Genomic DNA, 26801 nt, shown 5'->3' with positions numbered 1-26801 from the left:
TCACTATTTATTGATTACTGTACTTTTGCTGGTTGGTAAAAATACGATTGCTCAGCAACAAGAACAACCAGATCAGCCTTTTATACCTAAGGTAATTCCCGTTGGCGGAGAAATGGCATATGATCTCGATATATTCATATGCTACTAATAATCCTTTTAATCGCATTGATCCTGATGGTCGAGATGTTTACAATATTAATAGTTCAACTGGTGAAATAAACGTCACAAAAACAAAAGGCAATAAACATTCGTATTATGTAAATGACAGTGATGGTAATAGAACATATGTTGGTAGCTTTAAATATAATAGCAAAGGACTAGTAAAACTTCCTTCTTCGTTACATTTTAAAAATGGTGAAAATAATACCGTGGGGTTTTCTGTTAAAAAGGGACAGGAGGAAAAAGCATATATCTCAGGCAATGCATTTGCATCTCTTATTGGTTCAGTTGCTAATGCCGGAGTTAATGACTTAGTAGTAAATCAGTTTAGTAAGCAAGATGGCTCTACTCCAGATCCTAGTAATTCTCATAAGAATGGCAAGAATGGAGATTTAAGGTATTTGAGAACAGATAAGACTGGTGAGACTGTAGTATTAAATAGCAATAATATGGACGTTAGTAGACAGAATAAGATGAATAATGCACTTTATTTGTTCGGTTGGAAGGATATGATTTCAGAAAAATTTAATGGGGGGCTATTGAATCATACGTCTTCCGCTAAAGAAAGAAGCATACCATCTAATCACTCTAACCATCTTCATTTACAAGGATACTCTCCTAATATTCAAGTAGATTATTACGGAGGAGAATTAGTTCCCGTTACAATTAAACCTAATAATTAATGAAATCAATTATAACTATATTTTTTTTTACTCTAGTTTTGAGTATTGTTAAAGGCCATTCACAAAATACAGCTTTCGATAAAATAGTTGTTTTATATGCCCAGAACTACACCGAAGATACGAAGTATCAAATTCTGAATTTGAATAAATCATTGTTTGCGGAAGTAAAATCCATAGATGGGAACGAGCCCTCTTGCTCAAAAATAAAAGGGAAAATTTTAGCATATTTTGATGATTATTATATTTTTCATTTTGAAGCTAGACAACGAATGAATTCTAATTTTTATGAAATTAAGATTGGATCAGAATTAAAGTTAATTGAAAAGACTAATACTATAAAAGTCCTTTCGATTGAAGAATATATTCTCCAGAATTATTGCACTGCTTCTAAAGAAAACCTTTTGAGAATATCTCCATCTGAAAGTTCAAAAATAGTAACAACTGACTATGAGGGCATTGGATTTGTATGTTTGGAATTAAAAGGAGATTGGGTAAAGGTTAAATGTGATATAGAGTGTGAAAGTTGCCCAAATAGAAAAGTAATCACTGGTTGGTTAAGGTGGAGAAAAAACGGAAAAAGAATTTTAAAGCAATATTATGTCTGTTAATAAAAAATACCTTTAGTAGCTAATATATTGACATTCAAAGCATATTAGAACATTTATTCGGTGTGTTTAGCATTCTTTGAAAGTGTTTAAAATAACAATAAGTGAACAAAATATAATTATACAACCCGCCGGTGTGTTCAGCGTTCTCTGAACGCTCATTTAGAAACTGTCTGAATCTTGATATGAGTTATTGAAATTTTAAAGAGTTACATAACCTGAATACCTTTAACCATTACTGTGATTCTGAAATTGAAATATATGAAACCTATTCACTTTTTATTGATTACCATGCTTTTGCTGGCAGGTAGAAATACGATTGCTCAGCAACAACAGCAAGAGTCATCATTCACACCCAAAATAATACCCCCCTCGCCTAATGCTGCCAGTATTATGAAGTTTGGTGATATACCTGTTGGCTATTATACGGGTACACCCAATATCTCGGCTCCGTTGTATACGGTCAGCGAGGGTAAATTGCAGGTGCCGATAGCGCTCAATTATCATCCCTCAGGTATCAGGGTGGCAGAAGAAGCTAGTCAGGTTGGGTTGGGTTGGGCTTTAAATGCCGGAGGATTGATATCGAGAAATATCATAGGTGAAGATGATTTCACAGCAGGCCGATACTTTAGTGAAACCAATAACATACCCCAAAACTGGCGCCCATCGAATTTAGTACAGATGGGAGGAGTTTCGACCCCTAGTAACGATAATGTAAAATTTAATTTCTTGAGTCCGAGTGATGGAACAGTTGTACTAGAGTTAAAGGCTAGTACCGGAACAGCTACCGAATATGAGCCGGATATGTTTTCTTTTAGCTTTCCCGGTGGAGGCGGTAAGTTTACACTTACCCGTGACAAGAAGATAATAATGGCTGAAAAAAGTGACATAAAAATTACGATGATAGAAGGTACTGCGAATAATGAGTTTGGGGAGAATATTTCGTGGGAGGCTGTGACACCCGACGGCACGAAATATATGTTTGATGAAAAGGAAACATATTATATTCCTTCTTCAGGTAATCCGGCCCGGCATGTTTCTTCCTGGTATTTAAAAAGCATTACTTCACATACCGGCGATATCATCACTTTTTCATATAACCACCTGACGAATGGGAAGAATTATCCGCAAGGGTCTGTTTCAGAAACGCGATTTGTGAGTATTATCGACAATGCGCCTTGCATAAATGGAGTGTCTGTAGCACCATTCAGAACATCTCCTCAATATACAGAAACCGTTACCTTAGACAGAATATCATTCTCGAACGGATATGTGAAATTTAATTATGGCAGTAGAGAAGACCTAATCTGGGACAAAAAATTAGAGAATATAGAAATACACAGAAACGGTGCAGGCTCTAATAGTTTATTTAAAACTTATGCTTTTGAGTATAACTATTTTGATGGTGCCGAAGATCCGGAAAATATACTTTCAACCGGCGAAGGGTCGATTTCAAAAAGATTGAAACTGTTATCAATCACAGAAAAGGCGCCAACCGGAGAGGTAGTTTTGCCTTATCGTTTCACGTATTTTGAAGGAGACAATAATACTAACTTACCTGCCAAGACTTCCTTCGCCATTGACCATTGGGGCTATTTTAATGGTAATTTAGGCAACACGAGCCTTATTCCTACTTTTAATTCAGCTTATCCTTCGAATGACCAGATTTTAAGAGCGTATGGTATAATGACCGGCACAGAACGTAACACGAATCCCTACTATATAAAGGCATTTAGTTTGAAAAAAATTACTTATGCCACAGGAGGTTATTCACAATTTGACTTTGAAGCGCACGAATATGACATTGCCAAGTCAACACTGAAAGACCAATCAGTGTCAAGAAATATACCCATTGTTGAAAAATATGATGCTCCCTACTTTGTCTATAATATGACAAATAAAGGAACAATACAGACTTTCACGTTTGATTTGACTGATGCCGTCTCTAACGGTGTAAATGGAACCATCATATCTGTAAACGCCTATGCTCAATTTCAACAGGCGATTCCCTGCACAGCAGCTAATACAAGCAATAAGTTAACTTTTGAGGTGTATAATTCAGCGAATACTTTAGTAGGGCATTATGATATGTTTACTATGCCTGCCTGTAATGGCAGTAATAGCCCTTGTGTGGAACGATACTGCCCTAACATGCAAGCTATGCGCCATACCAGTGAATTTCCACCACTGGCACCGGGCATATATACCTGTAAGGTTTATGGAGCAGATATGGAGGGTGGAGATTATGAACTTAAGGATTTCAGGATAGGCTTTTCTTGGTATAAAAATAAAAGACTAACACCGGGAGCCCGAGATTTTGCCGGAGGGATGAGAATTAAAGAAATCATTGATTTTGACGGACAACAACAAACTGTCAAAAAATTCATTTATACTTTGACAGAGAAAGAAGAAGGTGTGGATATTGAAAAATCATCAGGACGACTGATGACCATGCCTCAATATTCTTATATTGAAGATCACAACTGCAAAGCTGATCACGAGGATGCGGGGCAATTCCCAGGTCAAATTTTTTGGTTTAAAAAGATTTTGCGAAGCTCGAACAGTATAATCGCCTTAAATGCCTCAGCAAGCGGAAGCGTAGTGGGTTATGATAAAGTAACCGTATTATACGGAGCCAATGGTGAGAACGGCAAATCAATTTATTTTTATGATAACCAGTCTGACCTGGTTTCAAATTATGGATATTATCGTCCACCAACTATTTCCAGCATTCCATATAAGGGGAATGGGTCACTTTTAAAACAACAGGATTTCAGGAGCGACGGCTTTCTGTTAAAGGAAACTGAGAATATCTATTATGTAGGTCCGGTTTTTAATTATTCTCCTTCTAGTCAATATTTATACGGGGCAGAAAAAAGGATGTATCCAACTAATTTGGGCTATGTGCCTTTGCATGGATTTTTCTACCCTGCCATAAGTAAAAGTGTGGTCTATTTAGAAAAGTCTACAGAACGTGTATTTGATACTGAAGATGCTACCAATGTTAAGAAGGTCGAAACTATTACCACCTATGATTATTCTAAGGATACATACATTCCGGCTACTAATAGTTTTACGAAGACATACAGCCAGCCTAATTTCGTGACGAAAATTAATGGTAAAGGGCAAACCGTAAAAACGGAATATAAGTACCCTTACGATTATACATCGTCTACTTACATTAGTATGACAAATTTGAACCTTGTTGGTACAGCCATTGAAGAGAAAGTAAGTATCAATAACAATCAGATTAATAAAAAACTGACTAATTATAAACAATTTAATAGCTTTTATGCGCCGGAAAATATTCAGACACAGTTAGCATCCACCCATCCCCTTGTTACGGAAGTAACTTTTGATAGTTATGATAATACAGGTAATATAACGAGATATACAGGACGAGACGGTATTGTTAACAGTTTTGAATACTATGGTTCTTCTGATGCAGGGAAAGTGAACTTGATTAAAAAAAGTACGACGGGTTCAGATGCAATAGCACAGTCTACCTTATACGATTATGAACCTTTAAAGGGGATAAAATCAGTTATTGATCCTAAAAGTTATGCTACTTTCTATGAGTATGATGGTTTAGGACGCTTATTAAATATTAAAGACAATGACAACAAACTTCTAAAAAGCTACAAATACAATTACCAGACACCAACGGTGGTTCCAACGCCGGGAGAAGAGACGGCAACGGTTAATTTTACCGGGCAGTTGAATATTAAAAACAAAGAAATAACACTTAACTTTTCGTGTTCACATGCTGAAGTTGCCAGGTATGAAATACGCAGAGGCCATGGTACTGAATCGCTTAAGTACTGGGTAACATTGCCCGGCAATGCCAGAACCAAGATAGACCCCACGTATACCCCTCAAAAGACCACGTATAAATATGAGATACGTGCAATATTGAATAAAGGGGTTGCCACAGAGTGGAAGCCTTATACAATCTCTTTACCTGCCAATTGTACTAATAATTTTCAAATAGTCAAAAACGGGTTGGTTTCTGCAGGGCAGGCAAAAAACGATAAATCATGCTATGAAATTCTTTTTGAAGACGGTTTTATTACGGAGGACAGTGCAGATTACACGGCAGAGATAGAAACGCCATAATGATAAAGCCAAATAAAAAAGAGTGGAAGTTTGAATAGTCAATCTCTTATGCTCGAAAATCCTTATTAAATGCCAATAGTTAGGCTTTCTTCCAATAGACTAAAGCCTAATCAGGTTACTTAAGACAGAAGCTAGAGTCAAAGTGGTACTTGTCTGATGCTTTTTTAAGGAAATTACAGTTTGAATATCGCGTTCGATTTTACATCTTCATTATAAACCAAAAAAGCATTCAGAAATGAGTGCTTTTTGCAGTGAACGAACTTACAATCGAATCCTCAATAGCTATTTTTGACTTTCAATAATGGCTTAAAAATAGGTTGACACATTGCAGTACAAACTTATATTCTAAAAAATTGTAGGCCGTCATTATTTATAGTAATCCAGAAGCATTTTACGGAAGAATAACTCATATTTAGACTGGATGAAATTCGAGTTGGCCTTTTCAAGATTCAAGCGAAAATTGTTGAGGTCTATTGCGTGAATCACCCCTTCCAGAAACCGTTCTTTTGCTGAATCAAAAGCTACCTGCTGTGCTCTTAATTGTCGTTGAGCGCTGGTGAGTTTTTCCTGCGTGATTCTGGCTGATAGATATGCCTGCTCAATTTCCTGTTTCAACTGTAGTCTGGATTGAGACAACTGGGTTTCGGCTATTTGCCGGGTTATCAAGGCATTATTTATCCGGCCATTTATCTGGCCGTTGCTGTAAATCGGAATACTGATGCTCAGCCGGGCATATTGATTCAAGTTGAAATTTAACTGGTTGAAATAAGTATACTCTCTTGATGCCGCACTTGAGTAAGCAGTAGCCATTCCAGCACTCAGAGAAACACTTGGATACCTGGCTCCCTGGGCCAGCCTTATTCCGATTTTCGAGCTCTGGAATTTTAACTCGGCGTTTTTTATAACGGGTTGGTCACTGATTGCCATCAGTATTGATTGCAAATAAGAAGGGTCTATCAAAATAGTGCTTTCATCAAAGAGGATAAACTCAATTTCAAATGAAGCATAACCCGGAAATGCCATCAATTGAGTTAAAGCCAGTTTTGCCAATTCAATATTGTTTTTCATGCTTAATGCCTCAAATTCTGCACTGGTAAGCTGGGCTTCCAGGTCTATTATATTAGTATTAGGCATGTTACCTTCTTTTACTAATTCGCGTACACGGTCTACCTGCAATTGAAGGTTAGTTACTTGCTCCTGATTGATCTTCCATAATTCCTGATTCATTAATACCTGCATGTATGCAAGGGTAATCCGGTTTCTGAGTTCTGTTTTTCCTCTTTGCAAATCCCATTCGTCAGCCTGCAGATTATACGAATTTTGCACAATCTGATTTTTCAATGCAAAACCATTGAAAAGAACCAGATTAGAACCCAGACTGATGGAGGTAGACGAAACTGTATGCTGAATAAAGTCGTTGGTGAAGGGGTCTATACTCCGGCCGGAGCTTATACCCTGCGAAACCCCACCTGAAGCATTCGGATAAACAGCTTGCTTTGATTGATGCAGCGTGTTTTCAGATTGCTTTATTTTTAACAGTCGCTGCTTGATATCAAAACTTTGTTTGTAGGCGTACTCAATGCATTGTTCCAGATTGAATCTGTTTTGTGCCGATGCCTGCAGCACAAAACAGAAAAGAAGAAACAGGTATGCAATTTTCTGAAAAGGCATAGGTTTGGCTATTAACGTTTCATGGTCTTCCGAACATCATAGAAAAGTTTCTCTATCAATTTCAGGTTCTCTGTAACTATCTCTCCAGAGGCGGTCATACCATTTCTGAACGGAAGTTTCTTATTGGCACTGGTCACCAATCCATCCGGGAAATTCACCCTAACTACATAGGCAGTATCTTTGGGTATATCTGAAATGTAAGATATCCGACCTTTCACAGTACCAAACTCCTGAAACGGATAACTCTGGAACTTGACAATAACTTCCTGATTTTGCCTCACTTTACCGAAGTTATACTGCCCCAGCAACATTTCGCCGTGGTAACCCGAACCTTCAGGTAAGATATACAGCAGTTCCTGTCCTGTTTTCAGAATCTGGTTTTCCTGCAGACTCGTCAGGAAATTCACTTTACCGGCAATGGGAGCTATGGTCACATATCTTTGTTTCCATGCTTCAATGTCGCTTTTTAAGGAGTTGATAGATTGAACAAGATTGTTTTTTTGCTCGATTATGGTTTTATCCAGTTCAATAAGTTCCTGTTGTTTTTGATTCCGGCTCATCGAATTATTATCTAATGAGCCTTTTGCCTGTTCAAACGCCTGTTTTTTGCTCAGGTAGCGGCTTTGTGCATTGCGGGCCTCTTGCTTAGACACAAAGCCTTTGTCGCTCAGTCTTTGCTGGCTTTGGGCCTCTTCTAAAGCCATTTGCAGGTCTTTTTCCTGTAGTTCCAGCTGTACACGGGTGTTTTCCTGAATACTTTGTAAAGTATGAATATCGCGGCCAATCGCACTTTTCTTTTTGAAATAAGAGCCGTCAGACATAGAAGATTGTGAGCGCACGAGCGCTTCCTGAAATGTCTGATAAGATTTCTGTAGCTCACCCAGTGAAAAAAACAGAGGAATGTGTATGCGGTGTATACCTTCAAAATTATTATTGGCCGATAATTGAATCAATTGATTAATTGAAGTTTCCAAAGCCAGTACTTCTTCCGGATTGGCAGTGCTTTCAAGATAAGCCAGATGCTCTCCCTGCTGCACAAACTGTCCGTCTTTCACCATCAGCCTGGTCAGGCGGCCATCGGTTCTGGTATTAACGGATTTAGGTGCATTATCGGCCACGACTTTCATGGATGCGCCAACCAGATCTGGATACTCAACAAACCAGGCTACCCCCAACAAAATCAATAAAACAAAGAAGAAAACACTGATTCCCCAGCGAACCAGCCATGCAGGGGGCTGGTTGAGCACTTCATCGACCTGAGTGTCCCGTAGTTCGGGCAGCCGGAAATGATTATCGTTATCGTCTCTTCCATCATTATTAAAGCCGGGTGGAGCAGGAGGAATCACAGGAGTGTTTTTCAGCAAATCTGAATCTGCCACGCCTTTGCCTCCAAACAATTCGCCGAGGCTATTTCCTGCCAACGCATCAGATTTACGCTTGCTGTTTCTCATCAGTTTCCTAGTTCTAACTGGTTTTTCACTAGCTCAAAGTATTTGCCATGTTTCCGGGTAAGTTCGGCATGTGTACCCATCTCAACAATCTCACCTTTTTCCAGTACTACAATATGGTCGGCATTTTTTACGGTACTCAAACGGTGGGCCACTACCACTACTGTTCTCCGGCCCGCCGGGCCACCCCTAAAGAACTCGTCAAGGTTCTGCATAATTACACTTTCGTTGTTGGCATCGAGTGCATTGGTAGCCTCATCCAAAAATATGAAATCGGGGTTTTTATAAACAGCCCGTGCGATCAATAATCGTTGCTTTTGTCCCTGACTGATACCGTTTCCTTCGGCCCCTATTTTGGTATTATAACTCAGGGGGAGTTCTTCAATAAAAGACTGAATATTGGCCACTTTTACAGCATTCAGCAATTGGGGGATATCTGGCGTTTCTTCACTCACGGCAATGTTGTTGGCGATGGTGTCAGAGAAGATGAAACCATCCTGCAGAACCGTACCACAAACACTCCGCCAGGCACGCGGACTGATACTTGTTAAACTGGTATCGCCAAGCCGTATTTCTCCTTTGTTGAGGTTATAGAATTTCAGAAGCAGTTTCAGTAAAGTTGTTTTGCCACTTCCGCTGGTGCCTACAATGGCGGTTATTTTACCATGGGGGATAGTCAGATTGATGTTTTTCAGCACCGGTTCATTACCCGCACCTGTGTATGTAAAAGATAGATTCCTGATATTAATGTCTTTGCTTTGCGGAAGATAATGAATCAAGGCTTTGTCTTCGGGCTCTTCGTTATCCATCTCGTGTATTTCGTTCAGCCTTTCTATACTCATTTGCGCATCCTGCCAGTGCTGTATAAATTGTATCAGTTGTTCTATGGGGCTGTTCAACTGCCCCATGATATACTGCAGGGCCATCATGCCACCCAGGGTCATTTGTCCGTTTACAACGGCCGTAGCAGCCAGAAAAGTAATGAGGATATTCTTGCCTTCGTTGATAAACAGTGTACCTGCCTGTTGGTATTGCCCGATAGCCAGGCTTTTAATATTCCACTTAAATTGCTTTACCTGCAGATTCTCCCATTCCCAGCGTTTCAGATATTCGGCATTATTCATTTTTATTTCCTGTACGCCGGTAATCAGTTGTATCAAGCTACTCTGATTCTGACTCGCCAATGCAAAGCGTTTATTATCCATCTTACGCCGATACTGCAGAAAGACCGCTATCCAGAAGGTATATAATATGCTTGAGACGATGAAGATGCCGAATATAGTGAGGCTATAAAACGCTGCTATAAAGCTGAAAATCACCAGATTGAACAGTGAGAATAAAACATTTAGAGAAGTACCCGTCAGAAATGATTCTATCCGGTGGTGATCGCCGATTCGCTGCATGATATCGCCGGTCTTTTTTGAATCAAAAAATGCAATGGGGAGTTTCAGCAACTTGCTCAGGAAGTCTGACAGTATTGATAAATTGATTCGCGTGCTGATATGTAATAGTATCCAGCTCCGGATAAAGTCTACTGACATTCTGCCCAGAAACAGCATGGACTGGGCTATCAGAATGAGGTAAATGAAGTGTATATTGCGCGTTTGTATACCCGTATCAACAATAGATTGGGTTAAAAAAGGAAGAATCACCTGCAGGATTGAGCCTATCAATAGGCCTAACCCTAGCTGCACCATCAAGCCCTTGTAGCGCCACACATATTGCCAAAGCATACCTATAGCTAAGCCTTTCGGTTTCTCGCCTTCTTCTTCATAAAACCGCGGAGTGGTTTCCAAGAGCAGTGCTATCCCCTCTTCTTCACTATTTTGCTTAGATGCCAGCCATCCCTGGCAAAATTCCTCTTTTGTGTAGCTAATCAACTCTTTGCCCGGGTCGGCCACATGAACAGTTAGATCTTTGTCAAAACGGCTTTTTGAAACTTTATAAACCACCACAAAGTGATTCTGCTGCCAGTGCACTATACAAGGCAGAGGCACCTCGTTGGCCAGTTTTTCAAAACTTACTTTTACAGCCAATGTTTTAAAACCAATGTCTTCAGCGGCCTGCGCGATACCCAATAAAGAAACACCCTCTTTGCCAATTTCTGCTTTGCTCCGCAGTGTCTGAATACTTAGACTCTTCTTATAGTGCTTTGCCACCATGCGCAGGCAGGTGGGTCCGCAATCCATTGCGTCGTGTTGTTTATAGTGAGGGAATTTGGGCATTTAGGTTACTTTTTTAGTTCGGCTAAATTTTAATCCGTGGTGGAGCTATCAGTCAGTGTGAAATGCGTTCTCTGAACGCAACCTACTAAAACCTATTCTCTGTTGCCGTTTTAAAACGGCTTACACAAAAACTAAATTGAAATTTAGCCTAACACACATCTTTATTTGGTAAGACATTATTTACGAACATTAAGGCGAACAGGAGAAATATCGCCTCTTAATTATTTAGGACTCTGTGCGGAGTTTTGATTTAAAAACCTAATTACTTCTTCGGGTTTTAAATCTTTTTTAATTATCGTTCCTGAGCTATCCAATAAGAAATTAGCCGGATAAGCATATATGTTTATAGCTGTAGTAATCTTTCTGTTTTCATCCAGATATTCCGGCCAAGGGAATTTGTATTTTGTTAATGCTATATGTAATCTATCAAGATTACCTGTCCAATCTCCGGGAACAGAAATAATCCGAAAACCCTTAGCTGAGTATTCAGGATAAATTTTTTTGTATTCACGTAACTGTTCAACGCAGGTTCCACAGGCAGAATGCCAAAAGTCGACAAGAGTGTACTTCCCTTGTTCGGTATTTATCTTTTCAAACTTTCCAGAGGTCAGATTTTTATAATCGAAATAAGTAGGAAATTTTTTACCTATTCCTACGATATTGGCTTCATTTAGTTTTGCTGCCAATATTTTCCCAATGGGGCTTCTGGCTATATCAGAATTGGACATATAGCTTTCCAAAAAATACTCATACCCTGGCTGAATACCTCTTTTATAAAAATTAACGTATAAATGCCAAAAAGAATAATTGCGGTCATCCATAGAGTAAAAACCATGTTCTATCACTCTTGCTCTTTCAATATGATTTTCTTTGATGAGCTTGCATACGTTTGTCAAGCTGTCTGGAATCAGCTCGGGAGTCGGGTAGGCAGCAGAGATACTATCAGAAAATGTCTGCAACCAAGTAATATCTTTCAATAAACGTTTGTACAATGTAAAAGAGTAATCGTCATAATAATTTTTCATTATATCATTTTTGACAAACGGAATAGGAGATTTTAAATCAATTTCGGCCATCTGTGTACCTTCTCTAACTACAAAAAAATCAGATGAATAACTGCATTTATCTTCGCTGCAAAATTTAAAAATAAAGGGATATGTCGGATATCCTAACACGCCTTTAATAGTAAAGCTTCCATTCGTTATATTTGCAGAATAGCTTCTTATATCCAAAGTTGCATCAATTGAGTCGGAAGGAATAGCTGGAATGAGTAAAATTTGCCCATCAGAAGTATTGATTTTTCCTTCAACTACAAAATTATGTTGCCCGAAACAACTCATTGACTCAAACAAGATTGTTGAGTAAAAACATACGTACAATATTCTTTTTATACAAAAAGATAGAAAAATAGAATTCATATATTTTTTAAAGTTGACAAAGCACATAAGTCCCTTTTATTGGGCATCTTATGCACTTTGTAATGAAATTCACTATTATAAATTCTTATTTAAAAACCTAATTATTTCTTCGGGTTCTAAATCCTTCTTAATTATCGTTCCTGAGCTATCCAATAAGAAATTAGCCGGATAAGCTATTATGTTTATAGCTGTAGTAACCTTTCTGTTTTCATCCAGATATTCCGGCCAAGGGAATTTGTATTTTGTTAATGCTATATGTAATCTATCAAGATTACCTGTCCAATCTCCGGGAACAGAAATAATCCGAAAACCCTTAGCTGAGTATTCAGGATAATTTTTTTTGTATTCACGTAACTGTTCAACGCAGGTTCCACAGGCAGAATGCCAAAAGTCGACAAGAGTGTACTTCCCTTGTTCGGTATTTATCTTTTCAAACTTTCCAGAGGTCAGATTTTTATATTCGAAATAAGTAGGAAATTTTTTGCCTATTCCTACGATATTGGCTTCATTTAGTTTTGCTTCCAATATTTTCCCAATGGGGCTTCTGGCTATATCAGAATCGGACATATAGCTTTCCAAAAAATACTCATACCCTGGCTGAATACCTCTTTGGTAAAAATTAACGTATAAATACCAAAAAGAATAATTGCGGTCATCCATAGAGCAAATATTATTTTCTATCACTCTTGCTCTTTCAATATGATTTTCTTTGATGAGCTTGCATACGTTTGTCAAGCTGTCTGGAATCAGCTCGGGAGTCTGGTATGCAGCCGAGATACTATCAGAAAATGTCTGCAACCAAGTAATATCTTTCAATAAACGTTTGTACAATGTATAAGCGTAAAAGTCATAATAATTTTTCATTATATCATTATTGACAAACGGAATAGGAGATTTTAAATCAATTTCGGCCATCTGTGTACCTTCTCTGACTACAAAAAAATCAGATGAATAACTGCATGTATCTTCGCTACAAAATTTAAAAATAAAGGGATATGTCGGATAACCTAACACGCCTTTAATAGTAAAGCTTCCATTCGTTACATTTGCAGCATAGCTCCTTATATCCAAAGTTACATCAATTGAGTCTGAAGGAATAGCTGGAATGAGTAAAATTTGCCCATCAGAAGTATTGATTTTTCCTTCAACTACAAAATTATTTTGCCCGAAACAACTCACTGACTCAAACAAGATTGTTGAGTAAAAACATACGTATAATATTCTTTTTATACAAAAAGATAGAAAAATAGAATTCATATATTTTTTAAAGTTGACAAAGCACATAAGTCCCTTTTATTGGGCATCTTATGCACTTTGTAATGAAATTCACTAATCTGTATTAACTGCAAGAACCTGGTGTTTTCTTATCAGATGTAGAGCAAGTTGTGCAACCAGCAGGTACACAATCAGCACTATCACCCAAGCAAGACGCTGCACCACATGCATCTCCTACTAAGCCACCTTTTACTTTTTTCATTTGCTCTCTTGAGAGTAAAGATGCACCAAAACTCGAAATCATTTTTTTCATTGTTGTAAAAATTTAAAATGTTAAGATTTATTTATGGTTGATTTGCAAATCCCTTATTGGTAAATACTTTAAAATACCTTTTAGGTCTGTTAAACGATATTGCTGAGGTAACTTGTAACCGTTTAAATATAGAGTTGGTGTAGCCTCTACTTTGGCAACTTCACAAAAGGTTTTATGCTGTTCAATTATGTTTTCAGTCTTTTCATTTCCAATTGTACCCAATTGAGTCTGCCATTTTTCAATATTCCGTTCTTCATTTTCATACCATTGATGTAAGGCGTTTGCTTGTTGGTCTTTGGGTAATGAAAGAATTGTGCGTGCCACAATTCCTCGTTTGTCATCTTTATGGTTACTTGCCGAAAAAATTACTTGGCATTTCAAATTTTCGTTGGCAAATAATAATTCCTCAACAATTTTATGGGTTTTAGCACATGGTTGGCAAAATGGGTTCGTTACCATTGTTAGATTGTGTTCAGCGTTCGGATTACCAAATAGAATCATATCTTGAGGTAAATATGGTATTTCCGCCTGATTTTGTAATAAACTTAAAAACAGATTAGGGTTATTTTTAAAACGTCTTAGGTCATTTTTTAAAGGTGATACTTGTTGGCTTTTTTGTAAGATAGGTTTTAAGAATATCCAAAACAGAACAGCCCCCCCCGCCCCCAATAGGGGTGCTACAAAATCGCTAAAAGTTATTGCAAAAAGTTTTGTATCTAATTCTGAAAGAAAATTTATATTGAGTAAAAATTCTACAATAAATAGTAGTTGAATTGATAAACAGAGTGTACACCATTGTTTAGCTACAAGTACCTGATAGTAGATAGACCAAAATGTATAAAATAATGCTGTTGCACCAATTCCCCAAAGTATAAACATGGAATTAGGATTTATCAATAAAGCTACAAAACCACCTACAAAGTAGAAAAAACCAATTTCTGACCAACTCAACCACGAAGTAACTTGGGAGGCATTTGAACTTAAAATAGCATTACAATTAGCTTTACCCCCCGCTTGACAAAGATTATTTATAAAAGGATTATTCTTGTCAATGCTTTGCCAAAGTAATAAACCACTAATGATAACACCCGCAAGTTTTGTGAGTAAAAGGGCATTATAATGCCAATTAGTGCTGAAATTGTAGTAAAATATACCAATAACAAGTAGCGTAGCACCAAGTAAAAGTACTGGAGTTTGCAAATTGCTGAGAATTTCTTTTTTATTATTTTCAGTAAAGTTTTTCTCACCAGAGTCCGTGTTAGTTTCTGCCATTAAAACTACACCATTCCATTTCTTTAAAAAATCCTCAGTTTTATATCTCTTAAAACCCTCTTTTGTGTGTGTCCACTCAACGACATCATTTTTTACAGATTTCACCAAGGCAAATATTCCTCCATCCACATACAGATGAGTCAAAAATGGTGTAGGCACTTCGGTCAATTGGGCAGGCTTTATGCGTGCCGCCACGTTTTCAATTTTCCACTCATTAAGTGCATCGCTGGTTGCTAAAAGACTTGGGTAATCTGGGTGATTTTTTAGGGTTTCTTCTACGGTTTCTTCGGTTACTTTTGCACCAATGGCTTTGAGATATTGATAAGTAGCCGCAACAGCATTATCTGGAGGTGATGAAAATTTAATCATAACAGGAGGAAGAACATTTTAGTCTAGCAATACACGAATATCAATAGCGTGTATTTCATTCCCAATCAAAACACTGATAATAAATTAATAATATATTAGTAAATTAGGTGCCGTAAAATAATTTTAATTCCTGTCTCATAAAATACAACTAACTCATTATCAGTCACTTAATCCATTTGCCTGGTTTATTACAACTTGACTATTAGAATGATAATCTGTACCTTTCACTAAAATATTAGTTTAATATTTATCCTTAAACTATTGCTGCTATGAAAACTTTAGAAGAAAAACTCTTTGACTATCAATTAGAGAAGAAAATTACACAACATGAAATGGCCGCGTTACTGAATGTTTCGCAGGCGACCTACAACAACTGGATCAATCAAAAATCTGAAATTTCTCCCAAGTATTACCCGGTTATAGCCAAAGTATGTGGCATTGATGGTTCGTCGTTTTCTCCTCATTCAATCCGTACCGCTGCTCAAATGACGCATTTACCGGAAGAAGACAATATGCAGGTAAGTATCCTTACATTGTATCAGAAATTTGCCCGCAATTTAGAAGAGCAGATTGTCTACTTAAAAGACCGCACAACCGAACTTCAATCTAAGTTACAGGAGAAGGAAATGCTCTTAAGTAATCAACAGGAAGAAATTAATCTTTTGAGACAGCGGATTATGTAATATGTAATTTCTGCTTTACTCTAATTTCACTATTTGGTTAACAGCGTCTTTGAAGAAAATATTGATACAGGAGTAAGAAAAGTGATGGAGCCCATTTATCTGGTTCTTATCACTTTTCTCTCTTTTAAATCAAACTTTTGCCCTTTGCTCAGAAAGAAAAACGGACCGTTATTACCTGACTCTCCCGAAGGGTTCTGCCTTTTGCCATCAAAGTTAGCAATATCATAAATAGCCACTACAGAATTACCTATTACTTCAAACTGATTCTGTTTAACCACAATGGCCGTGCTTTCATCAATACCAATCCCTAATAATGATGGATATTTTTTGATGACAGGAATTAAATCGAATTGACGGTTGCGCGGCAATATATGCTGGTCTATAGCTACATCATGAATAAAATCGAGCCCCTGTATATGGTCTCCCTCCAGAATTGTATTGGCTTTGGTATCGCCTCTTAACAAAAAAGAGCCCTGTATCGTTGCCCCGGCAGAGGTACCTCCTATTACACCATTTCTGTCTAATAAATCTTTTAGCGCTTTATGCGTAAGTGTGTTCAGATACGAATCTGCCAAACGCCATTGCCTGCCCCCGACAAACCATACGCCTGTAGCTTTTTTTATTGGCGCCACAAAACTCTCTGAATTAGCTTCGGTTGGGTTAGTGGTATGCAAAACGGTTACAGAAGCCACGCCGAATTTTTCCAGCAATTCTTTTTCCGGTGAAACTCCTTTAGACGCCTTTATGCTCGAATCTCCCAAGGCCGTTGGAATCACCACAATGTTTGCGCCTTCTCCTCCGGCCAGCTCAATAAACTTTGTCCAGATTTCAGCAGGCACTTTGCCACCTCCCACAATTACCAAAGCCCCCTTTTCAGGACCAATAAAGGCCGGACCACTCTGTTGGGCAAAAATCAACGTGTGTGCAAAAAATAAAAGAAAAACTGTTTTTACTAATCGTTTCATGGTGATAAAAATAAGGTTTCAAGATACAAAAGACTATCTGAAAATTTCAGTTTTAAACAAAACAACATCATCTTTTTTAAAGAGACAATGTTTTCTGGCTCCTATTCCAGGCATCAATCTTCTTTGCTCTTCTACCAACTCTGCAATCTTTAAGCATTTCTGCTCCCTTGCTAAAACATGTTTCTGTTACTGATAAATGGCTTGACGTCTTATCTCAAACAATCTGCATACTTTTGATAAACTTACATCTTGTCGCCGGATGATCCAGATGATTTGGGTGAAGTCTTTCTTTTAATTCGGGCACCACTTTGGCTGTCTGAAATATCTATCAGCGTGTTGAGTACCTTATTCTTCAGCGTCTCATCTGTCAATTCTTTCTCCAATCACTTGATTACTTGAGCCCGGGGTCTCTTTGTTCTTGCTTGTAAGTAAATTTCCATTTTCTACCCGCGATACTTCGGCTAATTTAAAGACAAGAAGGAAGGTTATTATACTTTTAAACCTTACTTCTGCGAGCACTCAAATAATAAATAGGAATACCTAAGCCTGCAATGATCAACCCAGGCCATGTATAGGTAGGTTTGTAGATGATTAATAAAATACAAAAGGCAACCCCCATAAGGATATAGATTGCAGGTAAAAATGGATATCCAAATGCCTTATAAGGTCGCTCTATATCTGGTTTTCTGATACGAAGTATATAGATAGCTGCAATGGTAAGTACATAGAAAATAACCACTACAAATGAAATCATATCGAGCAGGTCGCTGTATCTGCCACTCAAACTTAAAATAACCGACACTATAAACTGAAACCAAAGTGCATATTCAGGTACTGCGTTTTTATTTAAACTACCTGTTTTCTTAAAAAATAAGCCATCCTGAGCCATGCTGTAATAAACCCTGGCACCGGCTAAAATCATTCCATTGGCGCAACCAAAAGAAGCAACCAGAATCAGAACTGCAATGACAGCCGTACCACTTGCACCAAAAATCGCCTGGGCAGCAGCTATGCCTACTCTGTCTTTTTCAGGGGTTCCAATAGCATCAATGGGTAAAACGGCCGTAAACATTACATTTACTGCCACATAAATAAAGGTAACTACAGCAGTGCCTAGCAAAAGACTTAAACCGATGTTTCGTTTGGGATTTTTAATTTCTCCAGCCACAAAAGTTACATTATTCCAGGCATCGTAGCTGATTACTGTTCCAACCAATGCTGCTGCTATGGCTCCCCAGCGTGCGGGTGTACTGAGATACTCTTCAAAATCTCCCGCTTTGGTAAGCCTTTGCAAATGAAAGGCATCTGACCAGTTTTGCGACCACACCTCTGGCTTAAGATAAATAAACCCAAAAATTATTAAGCCTAACAAACTCAATAGCTTAGTGCTTGTAAAAAAATTCTGAACAATCTTACCAAGTTTAACACCTTTGGTATTGAGGTATGTCAATAAGAAAAGTAATACAATAGAGGATAATTGCGCGGGTGAAACCTTAAAACTGTCTCCGATCTGAAAAGCAATGAGGTCTTCACTAAAGACCGGGAAAAAATAGGCCAGAAATTTAAAAAATGACACACAAACAGCCGCAATAGTGCCTGTCTGAATAACTGTAAACAAACTCCAGCCATAGACAAAAGCTACCAGAGGATTATACGCCTCTTTTAAATATACATACTGGCCTCCGGCTTTAGGATACATCCCACTTAATTCGCCGTAGCTAACAGCCGCGGTAAGTGTCATAAAACCACCGATTAGCCAAACCACAATTAACCATCCGGCTGAACCAACATTCCTGGCCACATCGGCACTAACGATAAAGATCCCAGAGCCTATCATGCCACTGGCTGCTAATAGTGCCGCATCAATCAGACCCAGTTCTCTCTTAAATTCTATTTTACTTTTCTCTTCAGACATTTGTTTCTGCTGTATAATCGTTGGGTTATTATCCTCTTTGTTGTTTTTACGTCAACTGTGCGGTTGTCAGAGGCGTAACAGGTTCAGCCTCCGGAATACGGCCTTGTACACTTGGCATCGACACATTAGGTAAATGAGGCAACACCAGTTTTGAGAAATAATTGGCTTCTTCAATCAACGGAAAACCCGAGAAAATAAACGCCCTGAAGCCCATATCCATATAGCGGTTCAGTTTAGCCACAATTTGATCGGCACTGCCCACTAAGCCGCTGCCACAGCCGGAGAATACTTTGCCTATGTGTGTCCACATGATATCCTCTACATAGCCTTCATCGTCTGCTGTTTTTCTGAGTTCATCCTGTCTTAATACCCCTAAAGAGCGGGAATCTTCCCCCCTGCTTCTGATTTCAAGGCCACGGGCATCATCAAATTTTGAAATCAATTTGCTGGCATATGCCCTTGCCTCCGCCTGGGTTTCCCGGGCTATTACATGTATTCTCAGGCCAAAATCAATTTTTCTACCATACCTGGCTGCACGGGCGGTCATATCCTGCATGGTAGCATACATTGATTCCTCAGATTCAGGCCACATCAGAAATACGTCACAATGTTTGGCACAAACCTCTCTCGAACCATCAGAAGTACCTCCAAAATACAATAAAGGCCCGCCCTGTTGATACGATTTGGCAGGGTCGGCAGGCATATCAAAGTTATAAACTTCTCCTTTATATTGTATTCTATCCTGTGTCCAGGCTTGTTTGAGAATTTCTATAACTTCAATACAACGCTGATAACGGAAGTCAGGGTTTTCACGCGTACCCGGTAAATCCGAGTTAATAATATTTAATATCAGCCTGCCTTTCAGGGCATGGTCGAGCGATGCAATGGCACGAGCCAGCATGGGAGGGTGAACTTCACCGGTGCGAATGGCTGCCAGAAAAGTAATTTTACTGGTTTCGGCAGCCAGTGCTGATGTAATGGTGATTACATCCTGCCCAACCGTATAAGCCGTTGGATACAGAATATTACTAAAGCCTAATCTCTCTGCTTCAAGGGTAATTTCTCTGCAATGTTCGAAATTACTTCTGCGCTCATTGTCTAAAACGCCTAAATACTCCGTATCGCCGCCTATGATGTCATTAAACCATGATATTTCTGCTACTCTTTCGGTGGTTCTGATAGGTGCGATTGTTATCTCTGCTAATGCCATTATTTCCTTTTAAAAATTGTTTTTCCTTCCTTTATTGTTTCCAGTACTTCCACATCCTTAATTTTTGAAGGCTCAATAGTGGTAATATCGTCAGACAATACTACCAGGTCGGCCAACTTTCCTTTTTCAATAGACCCTTTGGTTTTTTCTTCAAAGTACTCATAGGCGCCATTGATGGTAATGGCTCTCAGGCCTTCAATCGGCGTTAATCTTTCTTCCGGTCCGATTACTTTTCCGGAACGGGATTTACGTTCTACCGATGTCCACAACAAAAACAACTGGTTGATAGGTGTTACACCAAAATCTGTATGATTCGTAGCAATGATTCCTTTATTAATAGCTGTTTTTAGCGGACTTAAAAATTTAGCACGGTCATAACCCAGGTTGCGCTCATGTACATCGCCCCAGAAGAAAGCATGATTCGTGAAAAGCGCAGGTAAAAGACCCAATTCTTTGTATTTATCTAATTGGTCTGGCCTTACAAACTGAGAATGAATCACAACCGGACGGCGGTTGATACTGGTTGTGCCCAAAACTTTATTGGCATTTTCAACAGCTGTAATATACATATCGATGGCCGCATCACCATTGCAATGTACATAAGTCTGTAAGTTATTTTTAAAGCCTTTAATAATGGCATCGTTAAACTGCTCTTGTGTTACTACCGGAAAACCCCGGCACTCATCGTTATTGCAGCCGGGAACGGCCGTCAGGTAGGCCCTGCCGAAATAAGCAGTTTTGCCCTGAGGTGAGCCATCAGAAACAAATTTGAATCCGTTTAATTTTAAATGGTTTTCTAGTACACCATACTTAAATTCGGGATTGCCCAGCACTCTATCAATAATACCATAAGAAGGCAAGGTTTCAATATCAATAAAGAGCTCATTTCTTCTAGCTGCCTCTTTTAGTAGTTTTAGCGACTCAAAGCTGGTACTGCCATCCTGTGCCGTAGTAACCCCAAAACTGGCATAATGCAATTGTTGTTCTTTCAGTTGTGCTAATTGCTCTTCAACTGTTTTAGCTTCCGTATTCCATCCGGTACTTCTTAAAACTCCTGCTGCTTTTTCCTGCAGAAGACCAGTGGGTTCGTTCGACCCCTTACGCCTTTCTATTATTCCTCCGGCAGGATCTTTCGTAGTACTATCTACACCGCTTAACTTTAAAGCAGCAGAATTAGCTACTGACATATGGCCGGACACGTGGGTAATTACCACCGGATTATCAGGAAAAGCGACATCTAAATCCCATTTATTCGGATGTCTCTTTTCTACAAGCTGGTCAAAATCATACCCAAAACCCCGGATCCACTCACCATCTTTTATACCTTTCCGGTCTTTAAATTTTTGTAGTTCTGTTACTATATCTGCTATTTTGCTTACGTTTCCTACTGGCGGAGGGTTCAGATTCGCTATGTTCATTCTACCCAGGCTCATAAAATGGCTATGACCATCTATGAAGCCGGGGGTTACTGTTTTGCCGCCTAAATCGATCACTTCGGTATTTTTACTTTTCAGTTTCAACACCTGCGTATTAGTGCCCACTTCCAGGATTTTCCCGTTCTGAATAGCCACTCCCTGTGCAATGCTGTTCTTTTCGTCAACTGTGATAATCTTTCCGTTGATAAAAATCTTGTCGGCTGTTTCCTTTTTCTGAGAAAAGCCCAACACAGGCCCGTAAAGCAGTAGTGCGTAAAAACTGTATCTTTTTATGTTCATAGTAATAAATTATTTATGGTTATTGTACTTAGATGTGTATTATCTGGGTGCCAGTTTGTTATAGGCCAGCTCATTGCTCGGAATCGCCCATACATAGTTACCGGCGGTCGGTAAAACCTCAGGAGCTACCCCTGCGTTACCTACTTTGCCCGGTAATTTCTGTACTCTTCTCAGCAAGTCAGGTGTGCGGAATCCTTCGCCTAACAGTTCAATTCTGCGTTCGGTCAGAATCGTATTGACCAGTTCTTCTTTTGTACTGATGCCTGACTGGAACACAAAGCCGGCGTCTGAACGCTTTCTAACCGCCCGCAAAAGAGCCTTGGCCGTGGCTAAGTCATTATTCTGGGCAGCGGCTTCGGCATAATTCAGCAATACTTCGGCGTATCTGATAACCGGTACGTAATCACTGAATGGTGCACTGTTTTTCGGGAATTTCCGTAACAGTCTTTGTCCGGTAGCATTGGTAGTCAGTAAGCCTTTGCGGGCATCGGTAGAAGCAGTAGAAAATGCGGTATTTGAAACAATAGCATCGGGATTCAGATAAACAACGGGTGTGAGATAATTGGCAGCTAAGGCACTTTGCAGACCCGGGGCTTCGGTAGGTAATAAATAAGGGATTGTCAAAAGAACCTCTCCTCCTACATAAGAACCTGAGAAAACCGTAGCAATATTAGCCTCTAGTTTGTGAACCAGAGTGCCTGATGAATACTGGAAGGTTGTTGTATCTGCTACTATTTTCTTTGCCTCGTTTACTACACCTGTGTAATCTCCTTTTGAAAGATTCACTCTGGTTTTTAGGGCAATAGCCGTGGCTTTATGTGCTCTTGAAGCAATCAATAAAGCACTCGAATAACTGGTCGGCAGGTCTGTTTCAGCTTCGTTCAAATCTTTTAAAACCTGTGTATATACCTCTGCCACTGTACTAAAGGCAAAATCGTTATTGCCACCTGCGGTTTCAGCTTTTAATCTTAACGGTAAAGCCGGAGCATTACTGTTTTGCAGGTAAGGTTTGGCATAGGTTTGCACCAGACTGTAATAAGCAAAGGCTCTTAAAAATTTGGCCTCAGCTATATAGTTTTTTCGTAAGTCTTCCGACAAAACCTTTGACGTATTCAGGTTTTCAATCAGAATATTGGCTGAGTTGATGGTAGAATAAGCCGAACTCCACACGGCATTCACAAAGTCGCCGGATGCACTGATGGTTTGATTCCATACATTGGCACCCGTAGAGTTGTTACCGTCGTTCTGGCTGAATTCTTCACCCCTCTGTTCATTAAAAATCAAATGCCTGCCACCAAAGTAAGACTGGCTCCCGAACTGGCTGTACAACCCATTTACCTGAGCCAGAATTTTCTCAGGGGTGCTGTAGGCCGCCTCGGTGGATATACTCGTTACCGGAACGGTTTCTAACAAGTTATCGCGGCAGGCAGAAAAAAATACCAACACTGCTAGTGTTACAATCAACCTTCTACTTTTATTTTTATTAACTCTATTGCTGCTTTTCATGATAATACATTTTTAAGAATGGTAATTTAGAAACCAAGGTTTAAGCCCAATGTAACTACAGTAGAGTTGACCGGCACATTCTGGTCTTTGCCTGAGTTAACTGAATTTCCGTTGATTGATATCTCCGGATCTGCACCTCTGTATTTGGTAAATGTGAGCAGATTGGCACCTTGTGCATACACTTTGGCCGAACTGATATACTTAGAAAGAGCTCCGTCTTTTATAGGCAAGTTATAGCTCAGGAGGATATTCTTTAGTTTCAGGAATGAGCCGTCTTCCACATAAGCTGAGTTGGTAGAAGAAAACCCACCGGTGAAACTATCACCCCATATTAGTTTCGGAACATCTGTTATTTGTCCCGGCGTTGTCCAGCGGTCTTTAATGAAAGTACCGTTATTAAAATAGCGTTGGTCAGATAATGTTCCGCGGGTACCATTGTATAATTTATTACCACCCGAGAAGATTAAACCAATTACTAAATCAAAATTGCCGTAAGTAAAGTTATTGTTCAACCCACCGTAGTAAGTCGGCAATGATGGCCCCTGGATACGACCATCGGCGTAGTTGTCTATGACAGGTGCAGTGGCACCATCTAAGTAAGAGAATCTTTTAGTAAGTGCGTCATATTGTACCGTCTCGTTATTCCGGTTTACGTAAAGTCGGTTCCCATTGGCCGGATTAATGCCGGGACTAGGCACCGCAAAAATAGAACCAACCGAATAGCCTTCGCGGGTGATATTCTGAATACCGAAAGTAGTCAATGAGGTGGGGTAAACGTCTCCGCCTGTTCCTAAAGAAGTTACCCTGTTTTTCAGGGTAGCAATATTGAAATTGGCACTCCATTGAAACTTCTGTTTGCTGATCAGGTTGGCGGTAATGCCCAACTCAATACCCTCATTGTACAATGACCCCACGTTGGCTGCAATGGAGTTGCCGGGTATACCCTGCGACGAAGACTGTGGCGCACTCAATATCAAATCATCGATTATATTCTTGTAGTAATCGGCCTCAACAGTAAAGCGGTTATTGAGGATGCCGAAACTAAGACCTACATCAGTCTTTTTGCTCGACTCCCAACGCAAAGCAGAGTTACCGGCCTGACTGAAATATAAGGTAGGCACGCCGGCATAAGTACTTGAACTGTATTGTGAAATAGCAGCGTAATCATTCAGACTACTGTTACCAACCACCCCATAACTGGCGCGGACTTTTAAGGAATTGATGATACGGCTGAACGATGAATTCTGATAGAAAGATTCTTCTGAAATGTTCCAACCTATCGAACCTCCACCAAAATTACCCCACTTGTTTCCGGCTGCCAGTGCAGATAGCCCGTCACGACGGAAGTTGAAGCTGGCCAGGTATTTTCTTTTATAATCGTAGTTGATGGTACTGAAAAATGAAAGCAATCCGTTTTCAGACTGAATGTTTGAAGAGGGTGTAATATTTGTATACCCTCCCTGATAACTGGTAAAGAAGGGATCTGAAAGCCCTGTGCGTGTAGCGCCCCAGCCATCAACCTTACGGTAGATTTCCTCATGCCCCAATAACACTTTCAGATTATGATTTTCATTGAAAGCTGTATTATAGGTAAGGGTGTTTGTCCAGTTAGAACGGAAATAAATGGTGTTGGCATTAGCGGCAGTACCTTTGGTAGGGAAACCATCTCCACTTAGCAGATTCCTGAATTCCTTATTTTCAACTACCAGATTATTGATACCATACACGGTTCTCAGTTTCAGATCTTTCAACAATTCAATCTCACCGAATACACTACCCAGTAGTGTGTTGTTTTCCGATGTATTTTTATCTAAATCTAATACCGTCTGCAGGTTATAGGCATTGAAAACCCCTAAGGCAGTGCTGTTAGGACCATAGCCGATATTACCATTCGCGGTATTGATGTTGTAAGAACCGTCAGCATTATATACCGGAACGTTGGGCGGTAGAATGTAGGTCATACGCGCTAATGGCTGCAAACCTATGTATTGTGTATTGACGCCTGTTCCTGATGAACTCGCAATTGAATTTGGCCCGATGGCGCCAGAATTAGGCCCGGCGTTTATTGAATTACTGAAAGAGAAATTGGTACCGACTGTTATAATCTTATTAAGCTTGTGGTCAACATTCAAGCGGGCTGATTTACGATTGAAGGTATTGGTTTTCAGAATACCGTTCTGGTCAGAATAATTAACCGAAACAAAATAACTGGTGGTTTCATTAGCGCCTGACACATTGAGTGTATGATTCTGTGATACGCCTGTCTGGTAGGCCACGTCATACCAGTTGGTTTCAATATTTGAGCCATTTGCATTTTTGCCTAAAACAAAACCCTGGCTTAAACCTGCATTGGCTCTTGCCTCATTTTTAATGGTTACGTAGTCAGTAGCGTTTAGTATGTCAGGCAGGTTATTTGCGCTGCTCCAACTTACCCAGGTATCGTAGTTAACTTTTGTCCTTCCTTTTTTGCCTTTTTTGGTAGTAATGACTACAACCCCATTGGCAGCACGGGACCCGTAAATAGCTGCTGCCGAGGCATCTTTCAGAATGTCGATGGTCTCAATATCATTCGGATTAATATCAGCCAAAGGATTGTTACCCACAGAACCACCTGCTGAGCCGGTAAAAACAGTAACTCCGTCCACAATAATAAGCGGATATACCGAAGAGGTGATTGAGTTGATACCTCTGATACGAAATACGGGTGTGTTATTCAGCGCACCACTGGGTTGAACAATGTTTACCCCGGCGGCTTGTCCGCCCAATAACTGGTCAAGGCTTTGCGCAGGACGGTTTTCTAATTGAGAAGCACCTATTTTAACAGCCGAGCCAGTAAAAGCCTTTTTGCTCTCGCTGGTGTATCCCGTCACAACCACTTCCGACAGTTGTTTCACGTCTTCTTCAAGGTCGATGACAACCGGAGATGACTCTACTTTGACCTCTTTGCTGATATAGCCGATGTAACTGATTACCAGAGTGAAGGGGAATTTCTGACCGGTTTGCAGATAAAAAGAGCCTTCCTGATTGGTGGTAGCGCCATTGGTAGTACCCTTTATTTGTACTGACGCCCCAATAACGGGCTCTTTTGTTTTCTGGTCGAGGATACGGCCGTTAAGTTTTGCATTAATCGTTGGTTCGTTATTCTGCCCGTACGTATAGTAGGTAGAGGAAAACAACAAAATGAATACCGGAATTAACAGGTAGTAATTTTTTTTCATTACTTTGCAGTGGTTTAAATAAACATTAAAAACTGAACAGGTAGGTTTTACCTGTCGGAATCATTTAGCGATGAACTTGTTTGTTAAACTCCGGC

Annotated in this window: 17 protein-coding genes; 4 read left to right on the top strand and 13 right to left on the bottom strand. The window is 39.5% G+C overall.

Annotation, left to right across the window (positions count from 1 at the left end):
• Positions 1-101 precede the first annotated feature (101 nt).
• The 3 genes from AC1RRY_RS16825 (at position 102) to AC1RRY_RS16815 (ending at position 5563) form a co-directional block, all read left to right on the top strand.
• Positions 102-842, top strand: a complete 741-nt coding sequence (locus AC1RRY_RS16825) for a hypothetical protein (RefSeq protein ID WP_492822483.1) — start codon at positions 102-104, stop codon at positions 840-842.
• Positions 842-1450, top strand: coding sequence for a hypothetical protein (locus tag AC1RRY_RS16820; protein WP_492822484.1), 609 nt, complete (start codon positions 842-844; stop codon positions 1448-1450). The genes AC1RRY_RS16825 and AC1RRY_RS16820 overlap by 1 nt, the downstream gene beginning before the upstream one ends.
• Before the next feature lie 258 nt (positions 1451-1708).
• Positions 1709-5563, top strand: coding sequence for a hypothetical protein (locus tag AC1RRY_RS16815; RefSeq protein WP_492822485.1), 3855 nt, complete (start codon positions 1709-1711; stop codon positions 5561-5563).
• A 366-nt stretch (positions 5564-5929) separates the two neighbouring features.
• On the opposite strand, the gene AC1RRY_RS16810 is transcribed toward AC1RRY_RS16815, so the two are convergent.
• From AC1RRY_RS16810 to AC1RRY_RS16780, 7 genes are all read right to left on the bottom strand, one after another.
• On the bottom strand, positions 5930-7234 hold the full coding sequence (locus tag AC1RRY_RS16810) for a TolC family protein (RefSeq protein ID WP_492822486.1): 1305 nt from the start codon (positions 7232-7234) through the stop codon (positions 5930-5932).
• Between the two features lie 11 nt (positions 7235-7245).
• Entirely contained in the window at positions 7246-8685 is a 1440-nt protein-coding gene (locus AC1RRY_RS16805) for a beta-barrel domain-containing protein (RefSeq protein ID WP_492822488.1), read from the bottom strand.
• Positions 8685-10907 (bottom strand): peptidase domain-containing ABC transporter, encoded by a 2223-nt coding sequence (locus AC1RRY_RS16800; protein WP_492822490.1) that lies wholly within the window; start codon positions 10905-10907, stop codon positions 8685-8687. The genes AC1RRY_RS16805 and AC1RRY_RS16800 overlap by 1 nt, the downstream gene beginning before the upstream one ends.
• A gap of 221 nt (positions 10908-11128) precedes the next feature.
• Positions 11129-12325 carry a TlpA family protein disulfide reductase gene (locus AC1RRY_RS16795; RefSeq protein ID WP_492822492.1) on the bottom strand — a complete coding sequence of 399 codons (1197 nt, stop codon included), beginning with the start codon at positions 12323-12325 and terminating at the stop codon, positions 11129-11131.
• Between the two features lie 75 nt (positions 12326-12400).
• On the bottom strand, positions 12401-13582 hold the full coding sequence (locus AC1RRY_RS16790; protein WP_492822493.1) for a peroxiredoxin family protein: 1182 nt from the start codon (positions 13580-13582) through the stop codon (positions 12401-12403).
• Positions 13583-13664: 82 nt separating this feature from the next.
• The gene (locus AC1RRY_RS16785; RefSeq protein ID WP_492822495.1) at positions 13665-13853 is read right to left on the bottom strand and encodes a hypothetical protein; all 189 of its coding nucleotides are present in this window, start codon (positions 13851-13853) and stop codon (positions 13665-13667) included.
• Positions 13854-13880: 27 nt separating this feature from the next.
• On the bottom strand, positions 13881-15494 hold the full coding sequence (locus AC1RRY_RS16780) for a vitamin K epoxide reductase family protein (RefSeq protein ID WP_492822498.1): 1614 nt from the start codon (positions 15492-15494) through the stop codon (positions 13881-13883).
• Positions 15495-15763: 269 nt separating this feature from the next.
• Here AC1RRY_RS16780 and AC1RRY_RS16775 point away from each other — a divergent pair, with 269 nt between their 5' ends.
• Positions 15764-16177, top strand: coding sequence for a helix-turn-helix domain-containing protein (locus AC1RRY_RS16775; RefSeq protein WP_492822500.1), 414 nt, complete (start codon positions 15764-15766; stop codon positions 16175-16177).
• Positions 16178-16272: 95 nt separating this feature from the next.
• Here the strand turns inward: AC1RRY_RS16775 and AC1RRY_RS16770 are convergent, their stop codons facing one another.
• The 6 genes from AC1RRY_RS16770 to AC1RRY_RS16745 all read right to left on the bottom strand — a co-directional run bounded on the left by AC1RRY_RS16770 (position 16273) and on the right by AC1RRY_RS16745 (position 26706).
• Positions 16273-17142, bottom strand: a complete 870-nt coding sequence (locus tag AC1RRY_RS16770; protein WP_492822502.1) for a cyanophycinase — start codon at positions 17140-17142, stop codon at positions 16273-16275.
• 496 nt (positions 17143-17638) lie between these two features.
• Positions 17639-19057, bottom strand: a complete 1419-nt coding sequence (locus AC1RRY_RS16765) for an APC family permease (protein ID WP_492822504.1) — start codon at positions 19055-19057, stop codon at positions 17639-17641.
• Positions 19058-19103: 46 nt separating this feature from the next.
• A complete protein-coding gene (locus tag AC1RRY_RS16760) occupies positions 19104-20267 on the bottom strand; it encodes an LLM class flavin-dependent oxidoreductase (protein ID WP_492822506.1) in 1164 nt (387 codons plus the stop codon).
• Complete coding sequence (locus AC1RRY_RS16755; RefSeq protein ID WP_492822508.1) at positions 20267-21982, bottom strand: amidohydrolase; 1716 nt, start codon at positions 21980-21982, stop codon at positions 20267-20269. The genes AC1RRY_RS16760 and AC1RRY_RS16755 overlap by 1 nt, the downstream gene beginning before the upstream one ends.
• A gap of 39 nt (positions 21983-22021) precedes the next feature.
• Positions 22022-23488 carry a RagB/SusD family nutrient uptake outer membrane protein gene (locus AC1RRY_RS16750; RefSeq protein ID WP_492822510.1) on the bottom strand — a complete coding sequence of 489 codons (1467 nt, stop codon included), beginning with the start codon at positions 23486-23488 and terminating at the stop codon, positions 22022-22024.
• 26 nt (positions 23489-23514) lie between these two features.
• Entirely contained in the window at positions 23515-26706 is a 3192-nt protein-coding gene (locus AC1RRY_RS16745; RefSeq protein ID WP_492822512.1) for a SusC/RagA family TonB-linked outer membrane protein, read from the bottom strand.
• Between the last annotated feature and the right edge of the window lie 95 nt (positions 26707-26801).

The sequence above is a fragment of the Emticicia sp. GW821-FHT11C11 genome, assembly GCF_058808615.1.
Note: the sequence above shows the minus strand (reverse complement) of the source record. Positions and strands in the feature narration are given on the sequence as shown.

What these genes read in the sequence shown, in the direction of transcription:
- AC1RRY_RS16820 (WP_492822484.1), top strand. Translation starts at nt 842, where the DNA reads ATGAAATCAATTATAACTATATTTTTTTTTACTCTAGTTTTGAGTATT.
- AC1RRY_RS16770 (WP_492822502.1), bottom strand. Translation starts at nt 17,142, where the DNA reads ATGAAACGATTAGTAAAAACAGTTTTTCTTTTATTTTTTGCACACACG.
- AC1RRY_RS16790 (WP_492822493.1), bottom strand. Translation starts at nt 13,582, where the DNA reads ATGAATTCTATTTTTCTATCTTTTTGTATAAAAAGAATATTATACGTA.
- AC1RRY_RS16775 (WP_492822500.1), top strand. Translation starts at nt 15,764, where the DNA reads ATGAAAACTTTAGAAGAAAAACTCTTTGACTATCAATTAGAGAAGAAA.
- AC1RRY_RS16750 (WP_492822510.1), bottom strand. Translation starts at nt 23,488, where the DNA reads ATGAAAAGCAGCAATAGAGTTAATAAAAATAAAAGTAGAAGGTTGATT.
- AC1RRY_RS16755 (WP_492822508.1), bottom strand. Translation starts at nt 21,982, where the DNA reads ATGAACATAAAAAGATACAGTTTTTACGCACTACTGCTTTACGGGCCT.
- AC1RRY_RS16800 (WP_492822490.1), bottom strand. Translation starts at nt 10,907, where the DNA reads ATGCCCAAATTCCCTCACTATAAACAACACGACGCAATGGATTGCGGA.
- AC1RRY_RS16815 (WP_492822485.1), top strand. Translation starts at nt 1,709, where the DNA reads ATGAAACCTATTCACTTTTTATTGATTACCATGCTTTTGCTGGCAGGT.
- AC1RRY_RS16795 (WP_492822492.1), bottom strand. Translation starts at nt 12,325, where the DNA reads ATGAATTCTATTTTTCTATCTTTTTGTATAAAAAGAATATTGTACGTA.
- AC1RRY_RS16765 (WP_492822504.1), bottom strand. Translation starts at nt 19,057, where the DNA reads ATGTCTGAAGAGAAAAGTAAAATAGAATTTAAGAGAGAACTGGGTCTG.
- AC1RRY_RS16810 (WP_492822486.1), bottom strand. Translation starts at nt 7,234, where the DNA reads ATGCCTTTTCAGAAAATTGCATACCTGTTTCTTCTTTTCTGTTTTGTG.
- AC1RRY_RS16805 (WP_492822488.1), bottom strand. Translation starts at nt 8,685, where the DNA reads ATGAGAAACAGCAAGCGTAAATCTGATGCGTTGGCAGGAAATAGCCTC.
- AC1RRY_RS16785 (WP_492822495.1), bottom strand. Translation starts at nt 13,853, where the DNA reads ATGAAAAAAATGATTTCGAGTTTTGGTGCATCTTTACTCTCAAGAGAG.
- AC1RRY_RS16745 (WP_492822512.1), bottom strand. Translation starts at nt 26,706, where the DNA reads ATGAAAAAAAATTACTACCTGTTAATTCCGGTATTCATTTTGTTGTTT.
- AC1RRY_RS16780 (WP_492822498.1), bottom strand. Translation starts at nt 15,494, where the DNA reads ATGATTAAATTTTCATCACCTCCAGATAATGCTGTTGCGGCTACTTAT.
- AC1RRY_RS16760 (WP_492822506.1), bottom strand. Translation starts at nt 20,267, where the DNA reads ATGGCATTAGCAGAGATAACAATCGCACCTATCAGAACCACCGAAAGA.